Genomic DNA, 18,917 nt, shown 5'->3' on the forward strand with positions numbered 1-18,917 from the left:
TCTCCCTGCGTCAGCTTATGCCACCTGGCGCGGCAGACGTCGCCACAGCAGGAAATAGCCGACGATGGCCGAGATGACCGACCCCAGCAAAATACCCAGTTTCGCCAGCGTGATCAGCTGGGGATCGGCTTCGCCATACGCCAGCGAGGCAATAAAAATCGACATGGTAAAGCCGATGCCGCACAACACGCCGACGGCAGCGATATCGCGTAACGAGGTATTATCCGGCAATTTCGCTACCCCGGTTTTTACGCCAAGCCAGCAAAACAGCGTGATGCCAAGGGGTTTGCCGATAAACAGCCCCAGCATGATGCCGAGCGGCAGCAGCGAGAACAGGCTGCCTGGTGTCACTCCCGCCAGCGAAACGCCTGCATTGGCGAAGGCAAACAGCGGCAGAATCAGCCAACGTACCCATGGATGCAGCGCGTGCTCCAGATGGATGGCCGGGGAATGGCCCTCTTTCTTCTTCAGCGGGATCAGGAAACCCACCACCACGCCAGCCAGCGTGGCATGCACGCCGGATTTCAACACTGCGGTCCACAGCACCAGCCCCACCAGCAAATACAAACCGGTGTTACGCACATTCAGCAGGTTCATGATGCCCAGCACCACAATCGCGCCAGCGGCCACACCTAACGACATTAAAGAAAGATCGCTGGTATAGAACAGCGCGATAATCACGATAGCGCCCAAATCGTCAATGATCGCCAGCGCCATCAGGAAGATCTTCAGCGCAGGCGGAACCCGGCTACCCAGCAGTGCCAGGATACCCAGCGCGAAAGCGATATCAGTTGCGGTGGGAATGGCCCAGCCGCTGCGGGTGGCTGCATCACCGACGTTAAAGAGCAGGAACACTAAGCCGGGTACCACCATACCGCCAAGCGCCGCAATCAGTGGGAAAATCGCCTGATCGCGTCGGGCCAGCGCCCCCATCACCATTTCCCGCTTCACCTCCAGGCCAACCATCAGGAAGAACACCGCCATCAGCGCATCGTTGATCCACAGCAGCAAATTTTTGCTGATGTCCAGCGCACCAAAACGGAACTCCACCGGAATGTTAAGCAGGTCGAGATAACCTTGGTGGGTGTTGACGTTGTTAGCCAGCAGCATGGCAATGGCCGCGGCAATAATCAGCACGACGCCGCTGCTGGCGTCGCTGTTAAGCAATTTTTTCAAACGGATATTCACGTCCAGATTCCTTGTTGTAAGCGAATAGTAAAAAGGCGATTAGCTTAACGACAATATTAACTCGAAAAAAACAGATTATTTATTAGGCCAGGTTCGAAAAAACCGAATGATTGCGGAAAAGCAGGCAATAAAAAAGCCAGCGGCGTAGCGCTGGCTTTCAGGATGACGCAGAAAAACTTAGCGGGTTAAGTCGTCAAAAAACTTCTTCACGCCGTCAAAGAAGCTCTTGGAACGAGGGCTGTTTTTCTCACCGGTCGGGCCGCCAAAACTCTCCTCCAGTTCACGCAGCAGCGCTTTCTGTTTGTCGTTCAGGCTGACCGGGGTTTCCACCACCACGCGGCACAGCAGGTCACCCACCGCACCACCTCGTACTGATTTCACGCCTTTACCGCGCATGCGGAACAATTTACCGGTCTGCGTTTCTGACGGTACTTTCAGCTTCACACGGCCATCCAGGGTCGGTACTTCAATCTCGCCGCCCAGGGCTGCCATCGCGAAGTTGATCGGCACTTCACAGTACAGGTTGTTATCTTCACGTTCGAAGATCGGGTGTTTTTTCACTGACACCTGAACATAAAGATCGCCAGCCGGTGCGCCATGCTCACCCGCTTCCCCTTCTCCGCTGAGACGGATACGGTCACCGGTATCAACGCCAGCCGGGATTTTCACCGACAGGGTTTTCGAGCGCTCAACACGACCGTGACCATGACAGGCGTTGCACGGATCTTTAATCACCGAGCCGCGACCATGACAGGTCGGACACGCCTGCTGCACAGTGAAAAAGCCCTGGCGCATCTGCACCTGACCAGCACCATGACAGGTCGGACAGGTTTGGGGTTGCGTACCCGCCTTCGCGCCGCTGCCGTGGCAGACCTCACACTCTTCCAGGGTTGGAATGCGGATCTCTTTGGTCACGCCGCGCACCGCTTCTTCCAGCGTCAGGTCCATGTTGTAGCGTAAATCGGCGCCACGGGCAGCACGCTGACGGCGGCCACCACCAAAAATATCGCCAAATACGTCGCCAAAGATATCGCTGAAATCAGCACCGCCGCCGCCGAAGCCGCCGCCACCAAATCCACCGCCGCCCATGCCACCTTGTTCAAACGCCGCATGACCGTACTGGTCGTAGGCCGCGCGCTTCTGCGCATCGGTCAGAATTTCGTAGGCTTCCTTAACCTCTTTGAATTTCGCTTCGGCTTCTTTATCGCCCGGGTTACGGTCCGGGTGGTACTTCATCGCCAGGCGCTTATAAGCCTTTTTGATTTCGCGCTCATCAGCCGATTTAGAGACGCCTAAGATCTCGTAAAAATCACTCTTCGCCATCTTCTGCCCTTAACATGATCGCACGGGCGTGGAGAGATCTCCTACGCCCGTGCTGGTTTCAACGGCTGTCAGGCCAGCCGTCGCGCCCGGTCAGGGGCAATTATTTTTTATCTTTAACTTCTTCGAATTCAGCGTCGACTACGTCGTCATCTTTCTTCGCGGAAGCGTCGCCAGCATCTGCCGCGCCTGCCTGACCCTGCTGCTGTGCCATTTCCATCAGTTTGCTGGAAACCTGCATCAGAGCCTGCATCTTCGCTTCAATTTCGGCTTTGTCTTCGCCTTTCAGCGCGGTGTTCAGATCGTTCAGCGCAGATTCAATCGGTGCTTTGTCATCGGCAGAAAGCTTGTCACCGGCTTCATCCAGCTGCTTACGGGTGCTGTGCGCAATCTGGTCGCCCTGGTTACGCGTCTGCACCAGCTCTTCGAATTTACGGTCAGCTTCAGCATTCGCTTCCGCGTCACGTACCATTTTTTCGATCTCTTCTTCGTTCAGACCAGAAGAAGCTTTAATGGTGATCTTCTGCTCTTTACCGCTGTTTTTGTCTTTTGCAGACACATGCAGGATACCATCCGCATCGATGTCGAAGGTCACTTCGATCTGCGGCATACCGCGCGGTGCAGCCTGGATACCGTCGAGGTTAAACTGGCCCAGTGATTTGTTATCGCTGGCGCGTTTACGCTCACCCTGCAGCACGTGAATGGTCACGGCAGACTGGTTATCTTCAGCAGTCGAGAACACCTGGCTGTGTTTGGTCGGGATGGTGGTGTTCTTGCTGATCAGCGAAGTCATCACACTACCCATGGTTTCAATACCCAGTGACAGCGGGGTTACGTCCAGCAGCAGTACGTCTTTCACGTCGCCGCCCAGCACACCACCCTGTACCGCAGCACCTACGGCAACCGCTTCGTCCGGGTTCACGTCTTTACGTGGTTCTTTACCAAAGAACTCGGTAACTTTGGCCTGAACCAGCGGCATACGCGTCTGACCGCCCACCAGGATGACATCGTTGATGTCAGAAACTGACAGACCAGCATCCTGCAGTGCCACTTTCAGCGGCTCAATAGAACGCGCAACCAGGTCTTCTACCAGTGATTCCAGTTTCGCACGGGTCACTTTGATGTTCAGGTGCTTAGGACCGGTCGCATCCGCAGTGATGTACGGCAGGTTCACGTCAGTCTGCTGGGCAGAAGACAGTTCGATTTTCGCTTTCTCTGCGGCTTCTTTCAGACGCTGCATCGCCAGCGGATCGTTGTGCAGATCGATGCCCTGATCTTTCTTGAACTCAGCAACGAGGTAGTTGATCAGACGGCTGTCGAAGTCTTCACCACCCAGATGGGTATCACCGTTGGTTGCCAGCACTTCAAAGGTTTTTTCGCCATCAACTTCGTCGATTTCGATGATGGAGATATCGAACGTACCGCCGCCCAGGTCATAGACCGCGATGGTGCGGTTGCCCTGACCTTTGTCGAGGCCGTAAGCCAGCGCCGCAGCAGTCGGTTCGTTAATAATACGTTTTACTTCCAGGCCCGCGATACGACCGGCATCTTTGGTTGCCTGACGCTGTGCGTCGTTGAAGTAAGCCGGAACGGTAATCACCGCTTCAGTCACTGGCTCACCGAGGAAGTCTTCCGCGGTTTTCTTCATTTTTTTCAGCACTTCCGCAGAGATCTGCGGCGGAGCCATTTTCTGGCCTTTCACTTCCAGCCATGCATCACCGTTATCTGCTGCGGTGATTTTGTACGGCATGATTTTGATATCACGCTGCACTTCTTCGTCCTGAAAACGACGGCCAATCAGGCGCTTAATCGCGAACAGAGTGTTCTGCGGGTTAGTCACCGCCTGACGTTTAGCCGGTTGACCGACCAGAGTTTCGCCATCCTGTGTATAAGCAATAATTGAAGGCGTGGTACGATCGCCCTCGGCATTTTCCAGCACGCGTGCTTTAGTGCCGTCCATAATCGCAACACAAGAGTTGGTTGTACCCAGGTCAATACCAATAATCTTACCCATCTAAACGTCTCCCACTTAAATTCTGTGCCAAATTGGGTTGTGAAGCAGAGATGCGGGCAAATCTTGCCGCTTTCAACTGCCTGAGCAGGCTTTTTTTTCCTGCTCCACAACACTCGATGACAACTAGATGGGGCCGCTTCGAAGCGCATCAAGGGTTAAAACTAAAAAAATTTTAATTATCTCCCCCCTTTCAGATCAAAGATGCCCTTGTGGTGGCTGATTATTATGCAGCACCCCCACACCGAGGGGTCTACACAACATTACCTCTGAGGAACTATGCGCAACATCTCTCTGGCGAATCCTGCGCCGCTGGGCTTAATGGGTTTCGGTATGACCACCATTCTGCTCAACCTGCACAACACCGGACTCTTCGCGATGGACACCATCATTCTGGCGATGGGCATCTTTTATGGCGGCCTGGCGCAAATCTTTGCGGGCCTGCTGGAGTTTAAAAAAGGTAACACCTTTGGTCTGACAGCGTTTGCCTCTTACGGTAGCTTCTGGCTGACGCTGGTCGCGATTCTGCTGCTGCCCAAAATGGGGCTGGCAGAAGCCGCCGATAGCCATTTCCTCGGCGCTTATCTCGGCTTATGGGGCGTATTCACGCTGTTTTTGTTCTTCGGCACTCTGACCGGCCCATTGATGCTGCAATTTGTGTTTGCCAGTTTGACTGTGCTGTTTGCCATGCTGGCAATTGGGCATTTGATCGATAACACCCTGCTGGTACGCATAGGGGGGTGGATCGGCCTGGTGTGCGGTGCCAGCGCCATCTATCTGGCGATGGGTGAAGTGCTGAATGAACAATGGGGACGGACCATCCTGCCGATTGGCGCCACCCGCTGATAGCCACGCGGAGCCTGCTGGCTCCGCGTGATCATTCATGAGGTGTGGATGGGTCCCTCAAGCTGCACACTTTCCTGCCGATTATCGCGCAACAGCCAGATACCAACGACGAAGCCAATACCCGCCAGCGCCAGTACATACCAGGCGGGGGCCATCGGCGTCACACGCATCATCAGCGTGACGCTAATTGGAGTCAGTCCACCAAAGATGGCGTAGGCGACGTTATAGGAGAAGGAGATGCCGGTGAAACGCACCGCTGCCGGGAAGGCGCGTACCATCACAAAAGGCACCACCCCCACAACACCGACGCACAGTCCCGCCAGGCCATACCAGACAAACAACATCTCTGGCGCTCCGTCGAGTTGATGGAAGAAATTCCAGCTGGCGATAGCCAGCAACAATGACCCCACCACCAGCGTGCGCGCCGCACCGAAGCGATCCACCACCCAGCCCGCAATGACACAGCCAAACAGCAGCATCACTGTGGCAAAACTGTTGGCCTGCAAACTGAGCGCAGCCGGAATCGCGTGCTGTTTTTGCATCAGGGTTGGCGCCATCAGAATCACCACCACAATGCAGGCGGAGAGCAGCCAGGTGAGCAGCATGGAAATCACGATGCTACGTTTATGATGGGCCAGGATAGTTTGCAGCGGCAGGGCATCGGCCAGCGCTTTACGCTGCTGCATCTGCTGAAACACCGGTGTTTCATGTAACCAGCGACGCAGATACATCGCCAGCAGACCAAACACCCCGCCGAGGAAGAACGGAATACGCCAGCCATGATCGGCAATCGCCGCCGGGGTCAATGAGGTATTGATAATGGTTGCCACCAGCGAACCGAGCAGAATGCCGGCAGTTAAGCCCGCCGTTAAGGTACCGCAGGCAAAACCGACGCGTTTTTCGGGTACGTGCTCAGCCACAAACACCCATGCGCCGGGCACTTCGCCACCGATGGCGGCCCCCTGCAATACACGCAGCAGCAGCATCAATAACGGAGCCGCAATCCCGATGCTGGCGTAGGTCGGCAACGCGCCCATCGCCAGCGTCGGTAAGGCCATCAGCAAGATACTCAGGCTGAACATCTTTTTACGGCCAACCTTGTCACCAAAATGCGCCATGATGATGCCGCCCAGCGGACGCGCCAGATAACCCGCCGCAAAGATGGCAAAGGTCTGCACCTGACGCAGCCATTCCGGTATATCGGCCGGGAAGAAGAGTTCACCGATGACCGCAGCGAAAAACACAAAGATGATGAAGTCGTAAAATTCCAGTGCCCCGCCAAGGGCAGCCAGCGCCAGAGTTTTGTAATTCTGTCGATTGAGGCGACGCGTTGAGTGCGAATCCATAACGTACCGGTATCCAGAGGCAAAATTAGTGTAGTTGTAAAGTTATACTTACTATACCGTCAATTTTTTGCCACACCAGTAAGACTGAATTTTATGCCTGAAAATGGCGATTTTCAGACGTTTGTTTCCCTACGGGCGCTTTTTGGCCGAAATGCTGCTACCACCTGCGGGTTTGTTTCGACATATGGCCCCTCCAGCAGCTGTAAACAATACGGTACAGCTGCAAAGATGCCAGGTACTTTTACGCTGCCATCTTCCGCTTTGAGCCCTTCCAGCGTTTCTTTGATTGATTTCGGCTGCCCGGGCAAGTTGAGGATCAACGATTGTTTGCGGATCACCCCTACCTGGCGCGACAGGATCGCCGTCGGCACAAATTGCAGGCTGATTTGGCGCATCTGCTCGCCAAAGCCCGGCATCTCACGGTCGGCCACCGCCAGGGTGGCATCCGGTGTCACATCACGGCGCGCCGGTCCGGTACCGCCCGTGGTTAACACCAGATGGCAAAAAAGCTCATCAACCAGTTCACAAATCGCCTGCTCGATCATCGGCTGTTCATCCGGCACCAGGCGGGTTTCGATTTCAAACGGCGTGGTCAGCGCGCTGCCGAGCCAGCTCTCCAGTGCCGGAATGCCCTGATCCTGATAAATGCCGTTCGCAGCGCGATCGGAAACGGAAATTAATCCAATACGTAATGTATCCATAGAGTTATCGCTGTGGTTTACCGCATGCGGCATAAATATATAAGGGGGATTTAAAGAAGGATAATACAAAGCGAAAGGGAGAAGAAAGTTTAAAACCGTGGCGGACGGTGGTGTGTTGCCGCCACGGGATCATCACTTACAGCAGTTCGGCAATCATCTTCTCAAGTTTGCCCTGGTCGATGGCAAAGTTACGGATGCCTTCAGCCAGTTTGGTCACCGCCATCGGATCCTGGTTATGCTGCCACAGGAACTCGGATTCGGTCATTTTTGCCGGACGCGCTTTCACTTCGCCGCTGTAGCTCAGTTTACGCTCAACGGTACCTTCGCTCTCAGCCAGCTCTTTCAGCAGGTTCGGGGAGATAGTCAGACGGTCGCAACCGGCCAGCTCGATGATTTCGCCGACGTTACGGAAGCTCGCGCCCATCACCACGGTTTCGTAACCGTGCTGTTTGTAGTAATCGTAGATCTCAGAAACAGAAACCACGCCCGGATCTTCGTGCGCAGCGTACTCTTTCTTGTCGGTGTTAGCTTTGTACCAGTCAAGAATACGGCCAACGAACGGAGAGATCAGGAACACGCCCGCTTCTGCACAGGCACGCGCCTGAGCGAAGGAGAACAGCAGGGTCAGGTTACAGTTGATGCCTTCTTTCTCCAGCTGCTCCGCAGCGCGGATGCCCTGCCAGGTAGAAGCCAGTTTGATCAGGATGCGATCGTTGCTGATGCCGGCATCGTTATACAGTTTGATCAGGCTACGGGCTTTGGCGATGCTCGCTTCGGTGTCGTATGACAGGCGTGCATCCACTTCAGTCGAAATACGACCCGGGATCAGTTTGAGAATTTCCAGACCAATGTTGACGGCCAGCTTGTCAGAAACCAGCTGCAATTGTTCTTCTTTGTTGCTGCTCTGCTGACGCGCCCAGCTAATGGCTTCGTCAATCAGTTTACGGTATTCAGGAATTTGAGCGGCATTGAGGATTAAAGAAGGGTTGGTGGTTGCATCCTGCGGTTGATAAAGTTTCATCGCCGCGATATCACCGGTGTCGGCTACCACAGTAGTCAGCTGACGCAAGGAAGTAAGTTTGTCCGTCATGGTTCTCTTTTCTCTTAGGTTGACTGTCAGGGTGTAAAAAGGCTGTTGCGATAATATCACGCGGTAACCACGGTGCAAGGTCGTGGCGTGCCCTTTAATAAGCATTCGCAAATGGGAGCGATTTGCCGATCCGTGCCGCTTTTTTGCTACACTCGCCCGAACTCATTTTCCGTTAATACCCTGATAAATCTGCGGGTCAATCGAGGACACAATAATGCTGATGGTAATCTCGCCAGCCAAGACACTGGATTTTGAAAGCCCGCTTGCGACACAACAATTCACTCAACCGGCGCTGTTAGAAAAGTCACAACAGCTGATTGATGTCGCCCGCGACCTGTCACCGGCACAAATCGCCTCGCTGATGGGCATCAGCGACAAACTGGCGCACCTTAATGCTGACCGTTTTAATGACTGGCAACCGCCTTTCACGCTGGAGAATGCGCGTCAGGCGATTCTGGCATTCAAAGGTGATGTTTATACCGGTTTACAGGCGGAGACCTTCAGCGATAAAGATTTTACCTTCGCTCAGCAGCATCTGCGCATGCTGTCAGGTTTGTATGGTTTGCTGCGTCCGCTTGATCTGATGCAGCCGTACCGGCTGGAGATGGGGATCAAACTGGCGAACCCCGCCGCGAAAGATTTGTACGGCTTCTGGGGAGATTTGCTGACTGAGAAGCTGAATGCAGCGTTGGCGGAGCAAGGTGATGATGTGCTGATTAACCTCGCCTCAGACGAATATTTCAAAGCCATCAAACCGAAGAAACTGGCCGGACGTCTGATCAAACCCGTCTTCCTCGATGAGAAGAACGGCAAATTTAAGGTCATCAGTTTCTATGCCAAGAAAGCGCGTGGCCTGATGAGCCGTTATGTCATCCAGCATCGCCTGAGCAAGCCGGAACAACTGAAGACGTTCGATGTGGATGGGTATTTCTTTGCGGCGGCAGAGAGCAGCGAAAACGAGTTAGTGTTTAAGCGTCACGAACAGAAATAATCGCGCCGTTACACTGGATGAAAAAAATGGCTGGCAAGCGCCAGCCATTTTTTACGTTATTTCATCAAAAACGCACGCAACGGGGCGAAGTCTGCTTGCATATCATGTGACAGCAGCGGCAGGTCAGCACGCTCGGCCAGGGCTTCCGGCAACGGCAGCGTCTGTTCCAGAATCGCTTCCACGCTCTCCTTAAACTTCGTCGGATGCGCAGTGCCGAGGAACAGGCCGTACTCACCTTCCTGTAACTGATCGCGTAGCAGACGATAAGCAATCGCCGCATGCGGTTCAGAGAGATAACCGATTGCCGCCAGCTCACGCATGGTGGCTTTGGTGGTCTCGTCACTCACCGCGCCGTAGGCCAGATCGCCCAGACGCCAGGTTTTGCGGCGGAACAACTCTTCCACGCGCGGCCAGTTGTTCGGCTGGCTCACATCCATCGCGTTGGACAGCGTTGCCACGGTGGCATGCGGTGTCCACTCACCGTTAGCAAGGAAGCGCGGTACGGTATCGTTGGCGTTGGTGGCCGCGATAAAACGCTTGATCGGCAGGCCGAGTGATTTTGCCAGCAGGCCTGCTGTCAGATCGCCAAAGTTGCCGCTCGGCACCGACACTACCAGCTGATTGCGTTTTTCCTGTGGCAGCTGGGCTACCGCTTCAAAGTAGTAGCAAATCTGCGCCAGCAGGCGACTGATATTGATGGAGTTAGCTGAGTTCAGGCCAATGGCCTTTTTCAGCTCTTCATCATCAAATGCCTGCTTCACCAGTGCCTGACAGGCATCAAAGTCGCCATCAATGGCGATGGTTTCGATGTTGCCGCCCAGGGTACAGAACAGTTTTTCCTGCAACGGGCTGATTTTGCCCTGCGGATAGAGGATCACGACACGCACGTTTTCCATGCCGTAAAACGCATGCGCGACCGCAGCACCGGTGTCGCCTGAGGTGGCAGTCAGAATGGTGATCTTCTCATCGGCACCACTCACGTAGGAAAGCATCTGCGCCATAAAGCGGCCGCCGAAATCTTTAAACGCCAGCGTCGGGCCGTGGAACAGTTCCAGACAGGCCACATCGTCACTGACTTTTGCCACCGGTGCCGGGAAGGCAAACGCGGCTTTGACACGTTCAGCCAGCTGATGGGCGGCAATTTCATCACCGATAAAAGCCGAGAGGATTTTGCTGCTGCGAGTGACAAAATCCATCTCCAGCATCGCGTCGATATCGGTCAGTTCAAATTCCGGCAGTTCAAGCGGGAAAAACAGCCCCTGCTGTGAGCCGAGGCCCTGCTTCACTGCCTGAGCGAAGCTCACCTGCTCGTTATGATCCTTAAGGTTATAGAGTTTCATGCGTTATCCCAATTTACGTGCGCCAGCCGTATCAAGACGGCAGATGTGGACGAAACCTTCTTCATTCTGCAGATAGTGCTGGCTCAGCCAGTCTGCCATCCGCTGTGCCGTTGCCATCTCGTTGCAAACGGCGAAAAGCGTCGGGCCGGACCCCGAAATACCGCAAGCCAGTGCACCGATATCGGCAGCGGCTTTACGCGCTTCGGCAAAGCCCGGCAGCAGTTTGGTGCGATACGGCTCGGCCACCACATCCTGCATCAGTTTAGCCGCAAGCGCGGGCTGACCGGTGTGACAGGCGTGGATAAAACCGCCGAGCAGACGGCCATGCTTGATAATGTCCTGCTTACGATATTGCGCGGGCAGAATGGCGCGCGCTTCGGCGGTGGAGACTTTGATGCCCGGATAGGCCATCACCCACAGCCACTCATCAAACGACGGTACTGGCTGGCTGATGATGCCATCCTCTTCAATCATCAGCTGTACGCCGCCGAGGAAACAAGGCGCTACGTTGTCGTAATGCACGCTGCCGGAAATGCGCCCTTCCAGTTCGCCCATCAGCGCCAGCAGTTCGGTGTCGTTCAGCGGCTTGCCGCAGAATTCGTTCATCGCCATCAGTCCCGCCACCACGGAGCAGGCGCTGGAGCCAAGACCCGAACCGATCGGCATGTTTTTTTCCAGCGTCATCGCCACCGGGACTTCTTTGCCAATCGCTTCACAAAAACGCTGCCAGCACTGGTAAACAATGTTTTCCTGGGGATTAGTCGGCAGTTTGCTGACAAAGCGCCCTTCGTTCACCAGGCTGAAGCTGTCGGCCGCTGCGACCGACACACAATCACCCAGCAGGGTGCCATCCACCGGCGAAACCGCCGCGCCCAGCACATCAAAGCCGACGCTGACGTTACCTATCGAGGCCGGTGCATAAATTTTTACCATCATCAAACTCCCAACTTCCACGACAGAGTGCGCAGCAGATCGGCAAATACGCCAGCGGCTGTCACATCATTCCCGGCACCGTATCCACGCAGAACCAGCGGGATCGGCTGATAATAACGGCTGTAGAAGGCCAGCGCGTTTTCGCCATTTTTGACTTTAAACAGCGGATCATTGCTATCCACCGCATCAATTTTCACCTTGCAGGCACCACCCTCTTCGATGGCACCGACGAAGCGTAACACTTTACCTTCATCGCGTGCTTTGGCAACGCGCGCCGCAAAGGCGTTATCCAGTTCCGGTAAACGCTGCATAAATTGCTCAACATCGGCAATCTCCGTCAGGCTGGCAGGCAGCAGCGGCTCGATCTCGATATCGCTCAGTTCCAGCTGGTGTCCCGCTTCACGCGCCAGAATCAGCAGCTTGCGCGCCACATCGGTGCCAGAGAGATCATCGCGCGGGTCCGGCTCGGTAAAGCCCAGTTCGCGTGCCATGTTGGTCGCTGCCGACAGTGACACGCCCTCATCCAGTTTGCCGAAAATAAACGACAGCGAGCCAGAGAGAATACCGGAGAATTTGATCAGCTCATCACCGGCATTCAACAGATTTTGCAGGTTTTCGATCACCGGCAGACCGGCACCCACGTTGGTGTCATATAGGAATTTACGGCGTGATTTCTCTGCGGCGGCGCGCATCTGCTGGTAGTAATTCCACGATGAGGTGTTGGCCTTTTTATTCGGCGCCACCACGTGGAAACCATCAGCAAGGAAATCGGCGTATTGATCGGCCACTGCCTGGCTGGAAGTACAATCGACGATCACCGGGTTCAGCAGATGATATTCCTTCACCAGACGAATCAGGCGACCGAGGTTGAACGGCTCTTTGGCTTCCGCCAGCGCCGACTCCCAGTTGCTGAGATCGATACCGTGGACGTTGGTCAACAAGGCGCGTGAGTTAGCGATGCCGCACACACGCAAATCAATATGCTTCTGCTTCAGCCAGGCCTGCTGGCGATGCAGCTGCTCCAGCAGCGCAGCACCCACGCCACCCACGCCGACCACAAACACTTCGATCACCTGATCGGTGGCGAACAGCATCTGGTGAACGACGCGCACTCCGGTGGTGACTTCATCGTTGCTGACCACGGCGGAGATGGAGCGCTCAGACGACCCCTGCGCAATCGCCACGATGTTGATATTGGCGCGCGCCAGTGCGGAGAAGAACTTGGCAGAGATGCCGCGCAGCGTGCGCATGCCATCCCCGACCACGGAAATGATCGCCAGCTGCTCAACCACTTCGAGCGGATCCAGCAGGCCATCTTTCAGTTCCAGATAGAATTCATCTTCCAGCACGCGGCGCGCACGCGCCAGCTCGTTCTGCGGTACGCAGAAGCTGATGCTGTATTCAGAAGAAGATTGGGTGATCAACACCACCGAGATACCGGTACGGGACATCGCCGCAAACACGCGTGCGGCCATACCCACCATGCCTTTCATCCCCGGACCGGAGACGTTGAACATCGCCATGTTGTTCAGGTTGGTGATGCCTTTTACCGGATTCTCATCATGCTCGCCTTCGCCACCGATTAAGGTGCCCGGTGCTTGCGGATTGGCGGTGTTTTTGATCAGGCAGGGAATCTGGAACTGGGCAATCGGGGCGATGGTGCGGGGATGCAGAACTTTGGCACCAAAGTACGACAGCTCCATCGCTTCCTGGTAGGACATGGATTTCAGCAGACGCGCATCCGGCACCTGGCGCGGATCACAAGTATAAACGCCATCCACGTCAGTCCAGATCTCACAGCAATCCGCGCGCAAGCAGGCCGCCAGCACCGCTGCCGAGTAGTCAGAACCGTTACGGCCCAGCACCACCAGCTCACCACGCTCGTTACCGGCGGTGAAACCGGCCATCAGGATCATATGATCCGCAGGAATCTGGCTGGCAGCGATACGGCGGGTGGATTCCGCGATATCGACTGTCGATTCCAGGTAATGCCCCACCGCCAGCAGTTTTTCTACCGGATCGATCACCGTGACCTTGTGACCACGCGCCTGTAACAGCGCTTCCATGATGGCAATCGACAGCTTCTCACCCCGACAGATAATGGCAGCATTCACCGCATCCGGGCACTGTCCCAGCAGGCTGATGCCATGCAGCACTTGTTTCAGCTGAGCAAATTCGAGATCAACACGGGTTTTTAAGCCATCAAAATCGAAGCCAGGCTGAGCATCGGCCAGTCCCTGCAACAGGTCGGCAAAAATACGTTCGGCATCGCTGATATTCGGCAACGCATCCTGCCCGCTAATGGTTTTCTCAATCATCGCGACCAGATGATTGGTAATTTTCGCTGGCGCAGAGAGTACGGTGGCGACCTGTCCCTGTTGCGCATTGCTTTCCAGAATGTCTGCCACGCGGAGAAAACGTTCCGCATTGGCTACTGAGGTCCCGCCGAATTTCAGCACTCGCATGGTTGAAGCTCTCCTGAATTTTTGCCGAAAAAAAAGCCCGCACTGTTTAGGTGCGGGCTTCTTTTTTTGTTTTTCCTGTATGCGTCAGCCCGCACCGTTACCTGTGGTAATGGTGGTGGTAATAATAATTGTGGTGTTCAGGCTGATTGTACGCATTGAGATTTTTTTCTGTCTGTCTTGATTGTCCGTCTGCCTTCCAGAATTAAAGCAAAGTGCCGGTTAAGTCAACGAATTTGTCCTTTGCTGGATTTTTCGCCACTACGCAGTGCTACGCTTTGCCCGGAAAATGCTATCGGGATCGTTCAGCAAATAGCCACAAGTCCCGATCTGTCACTATAAAATCAGGATTTACCCGAGTTATTATCTATAAGTTTTTTTTCTACATCATGCAGCAGACGGTGCAGCATGGCGCTGTCGCGCTGTTCAAGTAAACCGATACGTTGATCGATCCAGTCAGCCATCTTGGCATCGTCGCTGACCTCAAGGCGCACCAGTAATTGCTGGAAACGCGCGCGTAATGCCTGCAATTGCTGAGCGTCTGCCCGCTCTGCCGCTGGAGCCACCACCTGATTCAACGCCGCAAGCTGATAGCAGTACACCATCACCGCCTGGCCGAGATTCAGCGAGGGATAATCATTGGCCATCGGGATCCCGGTCAGCAGATCCACCTGGTCCAGTTCCTCGTTAGTTAACCCGCTATCTTCACGACCAAAGACCAGTGCAATGCGGCTCAGCCACTGGCGTTTCTCCTGCAAAATGGTTTCCACCTGAGCGGGCGTGGCGTAGTAACGAAACTTCGCCCGGCTGCGGGCGGTGGTCGCGACAGAGAAGTCCACATCCTGCAATGCCGTGCTCAGCGTGTCATAAGTTTTTACGCTATCAAGGATCTCGCCCGCGCCATGTGCCACACGCCTGGCTGCCGGGTCCTGCCAGGCATCACTGGCAACAATACGCAACTCACTAAATCCCATGGTTTTCATCGCACGGGCTGCCGCACCGATATTTTCTGGTCGGGCGGGAGAGACAAGAATGAGGGGGAAATGCATGATTTTTCCATCGAACTGTTAACAACGCGGCCTATGTTGGCATGCAGACCGCAAAATACCAACCATAGCGCTATAAGAAAATAAGATGTTAAGGATGTTAAAAGCGAATAAAACCGATGGGGAGCATAAATTAACGTATTAAAGCTAAATTTCCGGACCATTTTAATATAAAAGCATTAGATATCATCTTATTGAAATATAATTTCCGGCAGGTTTTGGTTTTGCTATTATGCAGCTGAAATGTAGCAAAAATGCTGCTTTTTGTGAGCTAAGCTGGCATTCCTGGAGAAGTTTTTCATAAAAGTGTTAACGTGCTACACTTGCATTTGATATAAGTCAACGAAGCGTTGTTTTTATGCTTATCGGTTGTTGTTGGTGCTGTTAGGTTGCTGTTAATACGGTTAGGATAAGCGCCAGTCCGATACCCACGGGGCACGCAAATATTCATCCTGACTGGCTGAGCTAACACTGAAGTTGACGTAGATGGATGGTGTATTCCGAAGATTATTTCGTACACCGGTTGTGAACGGCATGCTGTTATTACTCACAGTAAGTTCAACCGCCGTACGCCCTGTTTTCGATTTGTTGGCAAATTTTAGGTAGCGAAACATGCAGACCCCGCACATTCTTATCGTTGAAGACGAACTGGTCACGCGTAACACCCTCAAAAGTATCTTTGAGGCGGAAGGTTATGTGGTCTATGAAGCCACCGACGGCGCCGAAATGCATCAGGTCCTGACGGATAACGACGTCAATCTGGTGATCATGGACATCAACCTGCCCGGGAAAAACGGCTTGTTGCTGGCACGTGAACTGCGTGAGCAGGCGAACGTCGCACTGATGTTCCTGACCGGCCGTGATAATGAAGTGGACAAAATTCTTGGTCTGGAAATTGGTGCGGATGATTACATCACCAAACCATTCAACCCGCGTGAGCTGACCATCCGTGCGCGCAACCTGTTGTCACGCACCATGAATCTGGCGATGCCGAATGAAGAACGTCGTCAGGTGGAAAGCTACCGTTTCAACGGCTGGGAGCTGGATATCAATAGCCGCTCACTGATCAGCCCGAACGGCGAGCAGTACAAACTGCCGCGCAGTGAATTCCGCGCCATGCTGCACTTCTGCGAGAACCCAGGCAAAATTCAGACCCGTGCTGATCTGCTGAAGAAGATGACCGGTCGCGAGCTGAAGCCGCATGACCGTACCGTGGATGTCACCATCCGCCGCATCCGTAAGCATTTCGAGTCCACACCGGATACGCCAGAAATCATCGCCACCATTCACGGCGAAGGTTACCGCTTCTGCGGCGAGCTGCAGGACTGAGTTATCCGCAAAAAAACGCCCGTCAGGGCGTTTTTTTATGGGCGATGATCAGTGCCACGGCATGATCGGCACCGCGCTAAGCGCGTTCTTCGGTGAGCCTTCGACCACTTTGTCGGAATAAGCCAGGTACACCAAAGCATTGCGCTTTTGGTCATAAAAGCGTACAACCTGCAACTTCTTAAAAACCAGTGATGTGCGTTTCTGGAACACCACATCCCCCTGCGCCTTACCCTGTGCAATTTTATCGCTAAGCGTTACCGGTCCAACCTGCTGGCAGGAAATCGCCGCGTCGGAAGTATCCTCCGCCAGGCCTAATCCGCCCTTGATCCCACCGGTTTTTGCCCGGCTGATATAACAGGTTACATTTTTTACATCGGGGTCATCGAAGGCTTCCACCACGATCTTATGATCGGGGCCAAACATCTTGAACACCGTGTCAACAGAGCCGATCTCCTCGGCAAAGAGGGGACCAGAGAAGGCGAAAGTTGCCAGGGTGACTATAAGAAGGCGAGTTACTGTCATTGAGTTACCATTGCAAACGGAATAGATGAGAATGTAATGTACTGGCAATTGGTAACAGAACCAAACCAAATGGGTAACAACCCGCATTGATGTAGCACAGTCGACTTACAAAACCGCCCTCTCGCCTTTTTGCATTTCGTGCTATTATTCGACGACTTCATAAGTTGCGCCACCAGAGAATTATGAGGATGTTTTATGGACCAAGCCGGTATCATTCGCGATTTGCTTGTCTGGCTGGAGAGCCATCTGGATCAACCCCTTTCACTGGATAATGTCGCCCTGAAAGCGGGTTACTCCAAATGGCACCTGCAGCGCATGTTTAAGGACGTGACAGGCCACGCGATCGGCGCGTATATCCGCGCACGCCGGCTGTCGAAGGCAGCGGTCGCATTACGCCTGACCAGCCGCCCGATTCTCGACATCGCCCTGCAATACCGTTTCGATTCCCAGCAGACCTTTACCCGTGCGTTCAAAAAGCAGTTTAACCAAACGCCCGCCTGGTATCGTCGTTCGTCAGACTGGAACTCCTTCGGTATCCGTCCCCCGATCCGTCTGGACGATAATTACCTGCCTGAGCCGCAGTATGTCACCCTGCCGGAAACGGTGCTGGTGGGTCAGACGCAGATTTACAGCTGCACGCTGGAACAGATCTCCAGCTATCGTGACGAAATGCGCGTGCATTTCTGGAAGCAGTTCCTGTTGGAAACCGACACCGTGCCGCCGGTGCTATACGGCCTGCATCAGGTACGTGCCAGCCACGAGAAAGATGATGAGCAGGAAATTCTCTACACCACTGCGGTGACAGCCGATCAGTTAGGGAAAAGCATGCAGTCCAACCAGAGTGTAATTCTGGAAGCGGGTGATTATGTGCAGTTCACCTACACCGGGCCGCGCACTGCGTTGCAGGAGTTTATTCTGCTGCTGTACGGCACCTGTATGCCAACGCTGGGTCTGGTGCGTCGTCAGGGGCAGGATATCGAGCGCTTCTTTACTCACGGTGGTAAAAAGCGTAGCGAGCCGCCAACGGAAATCCGCTGCGAATACCTGATTCCGATTCGACCGGCGCAGGCGCTCTAAACAACAATGCCGTCATAATGACGGCATTGTTTTCGTTCGATGTCAGCGCTGCAATTCATCCAGCGCGGGTGCATCGAGATGCGACACATCGCCCGCCGTTTCCACCACCCAACCCGCTGCCAGCCAGGCGCTCTGCTGATGATCAACGCGTGAGATTGAGCAGTTACGCAGACGCAGACGACGCTCCGCATGGGCCGGTAAGCCAAGAATGGTGCTCACCAGCACACCCAGCGCCATACCGTGGCTGACAATCAGCGGACGGCTACCCGCCGGTAAGTCAAGACAGGCATTCAGCGCTGCGTGCATACGCGTCGCCATTTCCGCCATTGACTCTCCGCCCGGGATACGGCCACCTTCGGTGCCATCCACCAGCGTTTTACGCCAGCTTTCCTCTTCCGGCGTCAGGCCGTCGAGGGGGCGCTTCTCTAACACGCCCATATTCAGTTCGCGCAGACGCGCATCGACAGTGACAGTGCAACCGCAGGCATCCGCGATAATTTCTGCGGTGCGCCGGGTACGTCCTAAATCGCTGGCAATCACGTGGGTAATGCCCAGCGATTTAACGCGCTCGCCCACCTGATGGGCCTGCTGTTCACCTGTTTCCGTCAGCGGACTGTCGGACTGCCCCTGAATGCGTCGGGCCGCATTCCATACCGTTTCACCGTGACGAACAAGATAGACCTGTAGCATGCTTAATTTCCGTTATACTGCGACA

General features: G+C 54.4%; 17 protein-coding genes and 1 other annotated feature. Of the genes, 4 read left to right on the forward strand and 13 right to left on the reverse strand.

From position 1 onward, the window contains the following. Positions 1 to 15: 15 nt before the first annotated feature. The 3 genes from nhaA to dnaK form a co-directional block, all read right to left on the reverse strand. Entirely contained in the window at positions 16 to 1,188 is a 1,173-nt protein-coding gene (gene nhaA / locus RCF31_RS09635) for a Na+/H+ antiporter NhaA (protein WP_299457522.1), read from the reverse strand. A 177-nt stretch (positions 1,189 to 1,365) separates the two neighbouring features. Then, positions 1,366 to 2,511, reverse strand: a complete 1,146-nt coding sequence (gene dnaJ / locus RCF31_RS09640) for a molecular chaperone DnaJ (RefSeq protein WP_084872557.1) — start codon at positions 2,509 to 2,511, stop codon at positions 1,366 to 1,368. A gap of 100 nt (positions 2,512 to 2,611) precedes the next feature. Next, positions 2,612 to 4,522 carry a molecular chaperone DnaK gene (dnaK, locus tag RCF31_RS09645; protein WP_299457525.1) on the reverse strand — a complete coding sequence of 637 codons (1,911 nt, stop codon included), beginning with the start codon at positions 4,520 to 4,522 and terminating at the stop codon, positions 2,612 to 2,614. Between the two features lie 276 nt (positions 4,523 to 4,798). On the opposite strand from dnaK, the gene satP reads away from it, so the two are divergent. Continuing rightward, positions 4,799 to 5,365 (forward strand): acetate uptake transporter, encoded by a 567-nt coding sequence (satP, locus tag RCF31_RS09650; protein WP_208713956.1) that lies wholly within the window; start codon positions 4,799 to 4,801, stop codon positions 5,363 to 5,365. 35 nt (positions 5,366 to 5,400) lie between these two features. On the opposite strand, the gene RCF31_RS09655 is transcribed toward satP, so the two are convergent. The 3 genes from RCF31_RS09655 to tal form a co-directional block, all read right to left on the reverse strand. After that, complete coding sequence (locus RCF31_RS09655) at positions 5,401 to 6,711, reverse strand: MFS transporter (protein ID WP_416413157.1); 1,311 nt, start codon at positions 6,709 to 6,711, stop codon at positions 5,401 to 5,403. A 113-nt stretch (positions 6,712 to 6,824) separates the two neighbouring features. Continuing rightward, entirely contained in the window at positions 6,825 to 7,412 is a 588-nt protein-coding gene (gene mog, locus RCF31_RS09660) for a molybdopterin adenylyltransferase (protein WP_084872546.1), read from the reverse strand. Positions 7,413 to 7,548: 136 nt separating this feature from the next. After that, the gene (gene tal, locus RCF31_RS09665) at positions 7,549 to 8,502 is read right to left on the reverse strand and encodes a transaldolase (RefSeq protein ID WP_299457535.1); all 954 of its coding nucleotides are present in this window, start codon (positions 8,500 to 8,502) and stop codon (positions 7,549 to 7,551) included. Between the two features lie 214 nt (positions 8,503 to 8,716). Between tal and yaaA the strand changes: the two genes are divergently transcribed. Continuing rightward, positions 8,717 to 9,493, forward strand: coding sequence for a peroxide stress protein YaaA (yaaA, locus tag RCF31_RS09670; protein WP_416413159.1), 777 nt, complete (start codon positions 8,717 to 8,719; stop codon positions 9,491 to 9,493). Between the two features lie 56 nt (positions 9,494 to 9,549). Here yaaA and thrC read toward each other — a convergent pair whose 3' ends face one another. The 5 genes from thrC to RCF31_RS09695 all read right to left on the reverse strand — a co-directional run bounded on the left by thrC (position 9,550) and on the right by RCF31_RS09695 (position 15,277). Further along, positions 9,550 to 10,833 (reverse strand): threonine synthase, encoded by a 1,284-nt coding sequence (gene thrC, locus RCF31_RS09675; RefSeq protein ID WP_416413160.1) that lies wholly within the window; start codon positions 10,831 to 10,833, stop codon positions 9,550 to 9,552. 3 nt (positions 10,834 to 10,836) lie between these two features. After that, positions 10,837 to 11,766, reverse strand: a complete 930-nt coding sequence (gene thrB / locus RCF31_RS09680) for a homoserine kinase (RefSeq protein WP_299458316.1) — start codon at positions 11,764 to 11,766, stop codon at positions 10,837 to 10,839. Between the two features lie 2 nt (positions 11,767 to 11,768). Then, complete coding sequence (thrA, locus tag RCF31_RS09685; protein ID WP_416413162.1) at positions 11,769 to 14,231, reverse strand: bifunctional aspartate kinase/homoserine dehydrogenase I; 2,463 nt, start codon at positions 14,229 to 14,231, stop codon at positions 11,769 to 11,771. Between the two features lie 26 nt (positions 14,232 to 14,257). Then, positions 14,258 to 14,380, reverse strand: a sequence feature (Thr leader region). Next, on the reverse strand, positions 14,316 to 14,387 hold the full coding sequence (gene thrL / locus RCF31_RS09690) for a thr operon leader peptide (RefSeq protein WP_084878310.1): 72 nt from the start codon (positions 14,385 to 14,387) through the stop codon (positions 14,316 to 14,318). It overlaps the preceding feature by 65 nt. Before the next feature lie 185 nt (positions 14,388 to 14,572). Then, entirely contained in the window at positions 14,573 to 15,277 is a 705-nt protein-coding gene (locus RCF31_RS09695) for a tRNA/rRNA methyltransferase (RefSeq protein ID WP_416413163.1), read from the reverse strand. 609 nt (positions 15,278 to 15,886) lie between these two features. Between RCF31_RS09695 and arcA the strand changes: the two genes are divergently transcribed. Then, on the forward strand, positions 15,887 to 16,603 hold the full coding sequence (gene arcA / locus RCF31_RS09700) for a two-component system response regulator ArcA (RefSeq protein ID WP_208713949.1): 717 nt from the start codon (positions 15,887 to 15,889) through the stop codon (positions 16,601 to 16,603). A gap of 48 nt (positions 16,604 to 16,651) precedes the next feature. Here arcA and creA read toward each other — a convergent pair whose 3' ends face one another. Further along, positions 16,652 to 17,125 (reverse strand): protein CreA, encoded by a 474-nt coding sequence (creA, locus tag RCF31_RS09705; RefSeq protein ID WP_084872528.1) that lies wholly within the window; start codon positions 17,123 to 17,125, stop codon positions 16,652 to 16,654. A gap of 195 nt (positions 17,126 to 17,320) precedes the next feature. Here creA and robA point away from each other — a divergent pair, with 195 nt between their 5' ends. After that, a complete protein-coding gene (gene robA, locus RCF31_RS09710) occupies positions 17,321 to 18,202 on the forward strand; it encodes an MDR efflux pump AcrAB transcriptional activator RobA (protein ID WP_416413164.1) in 882 nt (293 codons plus the stop codon). A 42-nt stretch (positions 18,203 to 18,244) separates the two neighbouring features. Here robA and gpmB read toward each other — a convergent pair whose 3' ends face one another. After that, the gene (gene gpmB / locus RCF31_RS09715; RefSeq protein ID WP_084872523.1) at positions 18,245 to 18,892 is read right to left on the reverse strand and encodes a 2,3-diphosphoglycerate-dependent phosphoglycerate mutase GpmB; all 648 of its coding nucleotides are present in this window, start codon (positions 18,890 to 18,892) and stop codon (positions 18,245 to 18,247) included. Positions 18,893 to 18,917: the final 25 nt, after the last annotated feature.

This window comes from Pantoea sp. App145 (genome assembly GCF_047947045.1).
Lineage (GTDB): Bacteria > Pseudomonadota > Gammaproteobacteria > Enterobacterales > Enterobacteriaceae > Pantoea.

Bases quoted from the DNA above. Each gene is read 5' to 3' on its own strand.
- dnaJ (WP_084872557.1), bottom strand. From the start codon at position 2,511: ATGGCGAAGAGTGATTTTTACGAGATCTTAGGCGTCTCTAAATCGGCT.
- dnaK (WP_299457525.1), bottom strand. From the start codon at position 4,522: ATGGGTAAGATTATTGGTATTGACCTGGGTACAACCAACTCTTGTGTT.
- satP (WP_208713956.1), top strand. From the start codon at position 4,799: ATGCGCAACATCTCTCTGGCGAATCCTGCGCCGCTGGGCTTAATGGGT.
- RCF31_RS09655 (WP_416413157.1), bottom strand. From the start codon at position 6,711: ATGGATTCGCACTCAACGCGTCGCCTCAATCGACAGAATTACAAAACT.
- mog (WP_084872546.1), bottom strand. From the start codon at position 7,412: ATGGATACATTACGTATTGGATTAATTTCCGTTTCCGATCGCGCTGCG.
- tal (WP_299457535.1), bottom strand. From the start codon at position 8,502: ATGACGGACAAACTTACTTCCTTGCGTCAGCTGACTACTGTGGTAGCC.
- yaaA (WP_416413159.1), top strand. From the start codon at position 8,717: ATGCTGATGGTAATCTCGCCAGCCAAGACACTGGATTTTGAAAGCCCG.
- thrC (WP_416413160.1), bottom strand. From the start codon at position 10,833: ATGAAACTCTATAACCTTAAGGATCATAACGAGCAGGTGAGCTTCGCT.
- thrB (WP_299458316.1), bottom strand. From the start codon at position 11,766: ATGGTAAAAATTTATGCACCGGCCTCGATAGGTAACGTCAGCGTCGGC.
- thrA (WP_416413162.1), bottom strand. From the start codon at position 14,231: ATGCGAGTGCTGAAATTCGGCGGGACCTCAGTAGCCAATGCGGAACGT.
- RCF31_RS09695 (WP_416413163.1), bottom strand. From the start codon at position 15,277: ATGCATTTCCCCCTCATTCTTGTCTCTCCCGCCCGACCAGAAAATATC.
- arcA (WP_208713949.1), top strand. From the start codon at position 15,887: ATGCAGACCCCGCACATTCTTATCGTTGAAGACGAACTGGTCACGCGT.
- creA (WP_084872528.1), bottom strand. From the start codon at position 17,125: ATGACAGTAACTCGCCTTCTTATAGTCACCCTGGCAACTTTCGCCTTC.
- robA (WP_416413164.1), top strand. From the start codon at position 17,321: ATGGACCAAGCCGGTATCATTCGCGATTTGCTTGTCTGGCTGGAGAGC.
- gpmB (WP_084872523.1), bottom strand. From the start codon at position 18,892: ATGCTACAGGTCTATCTTGTTCGTCACGGTGAAACGGTATGGAATGCG.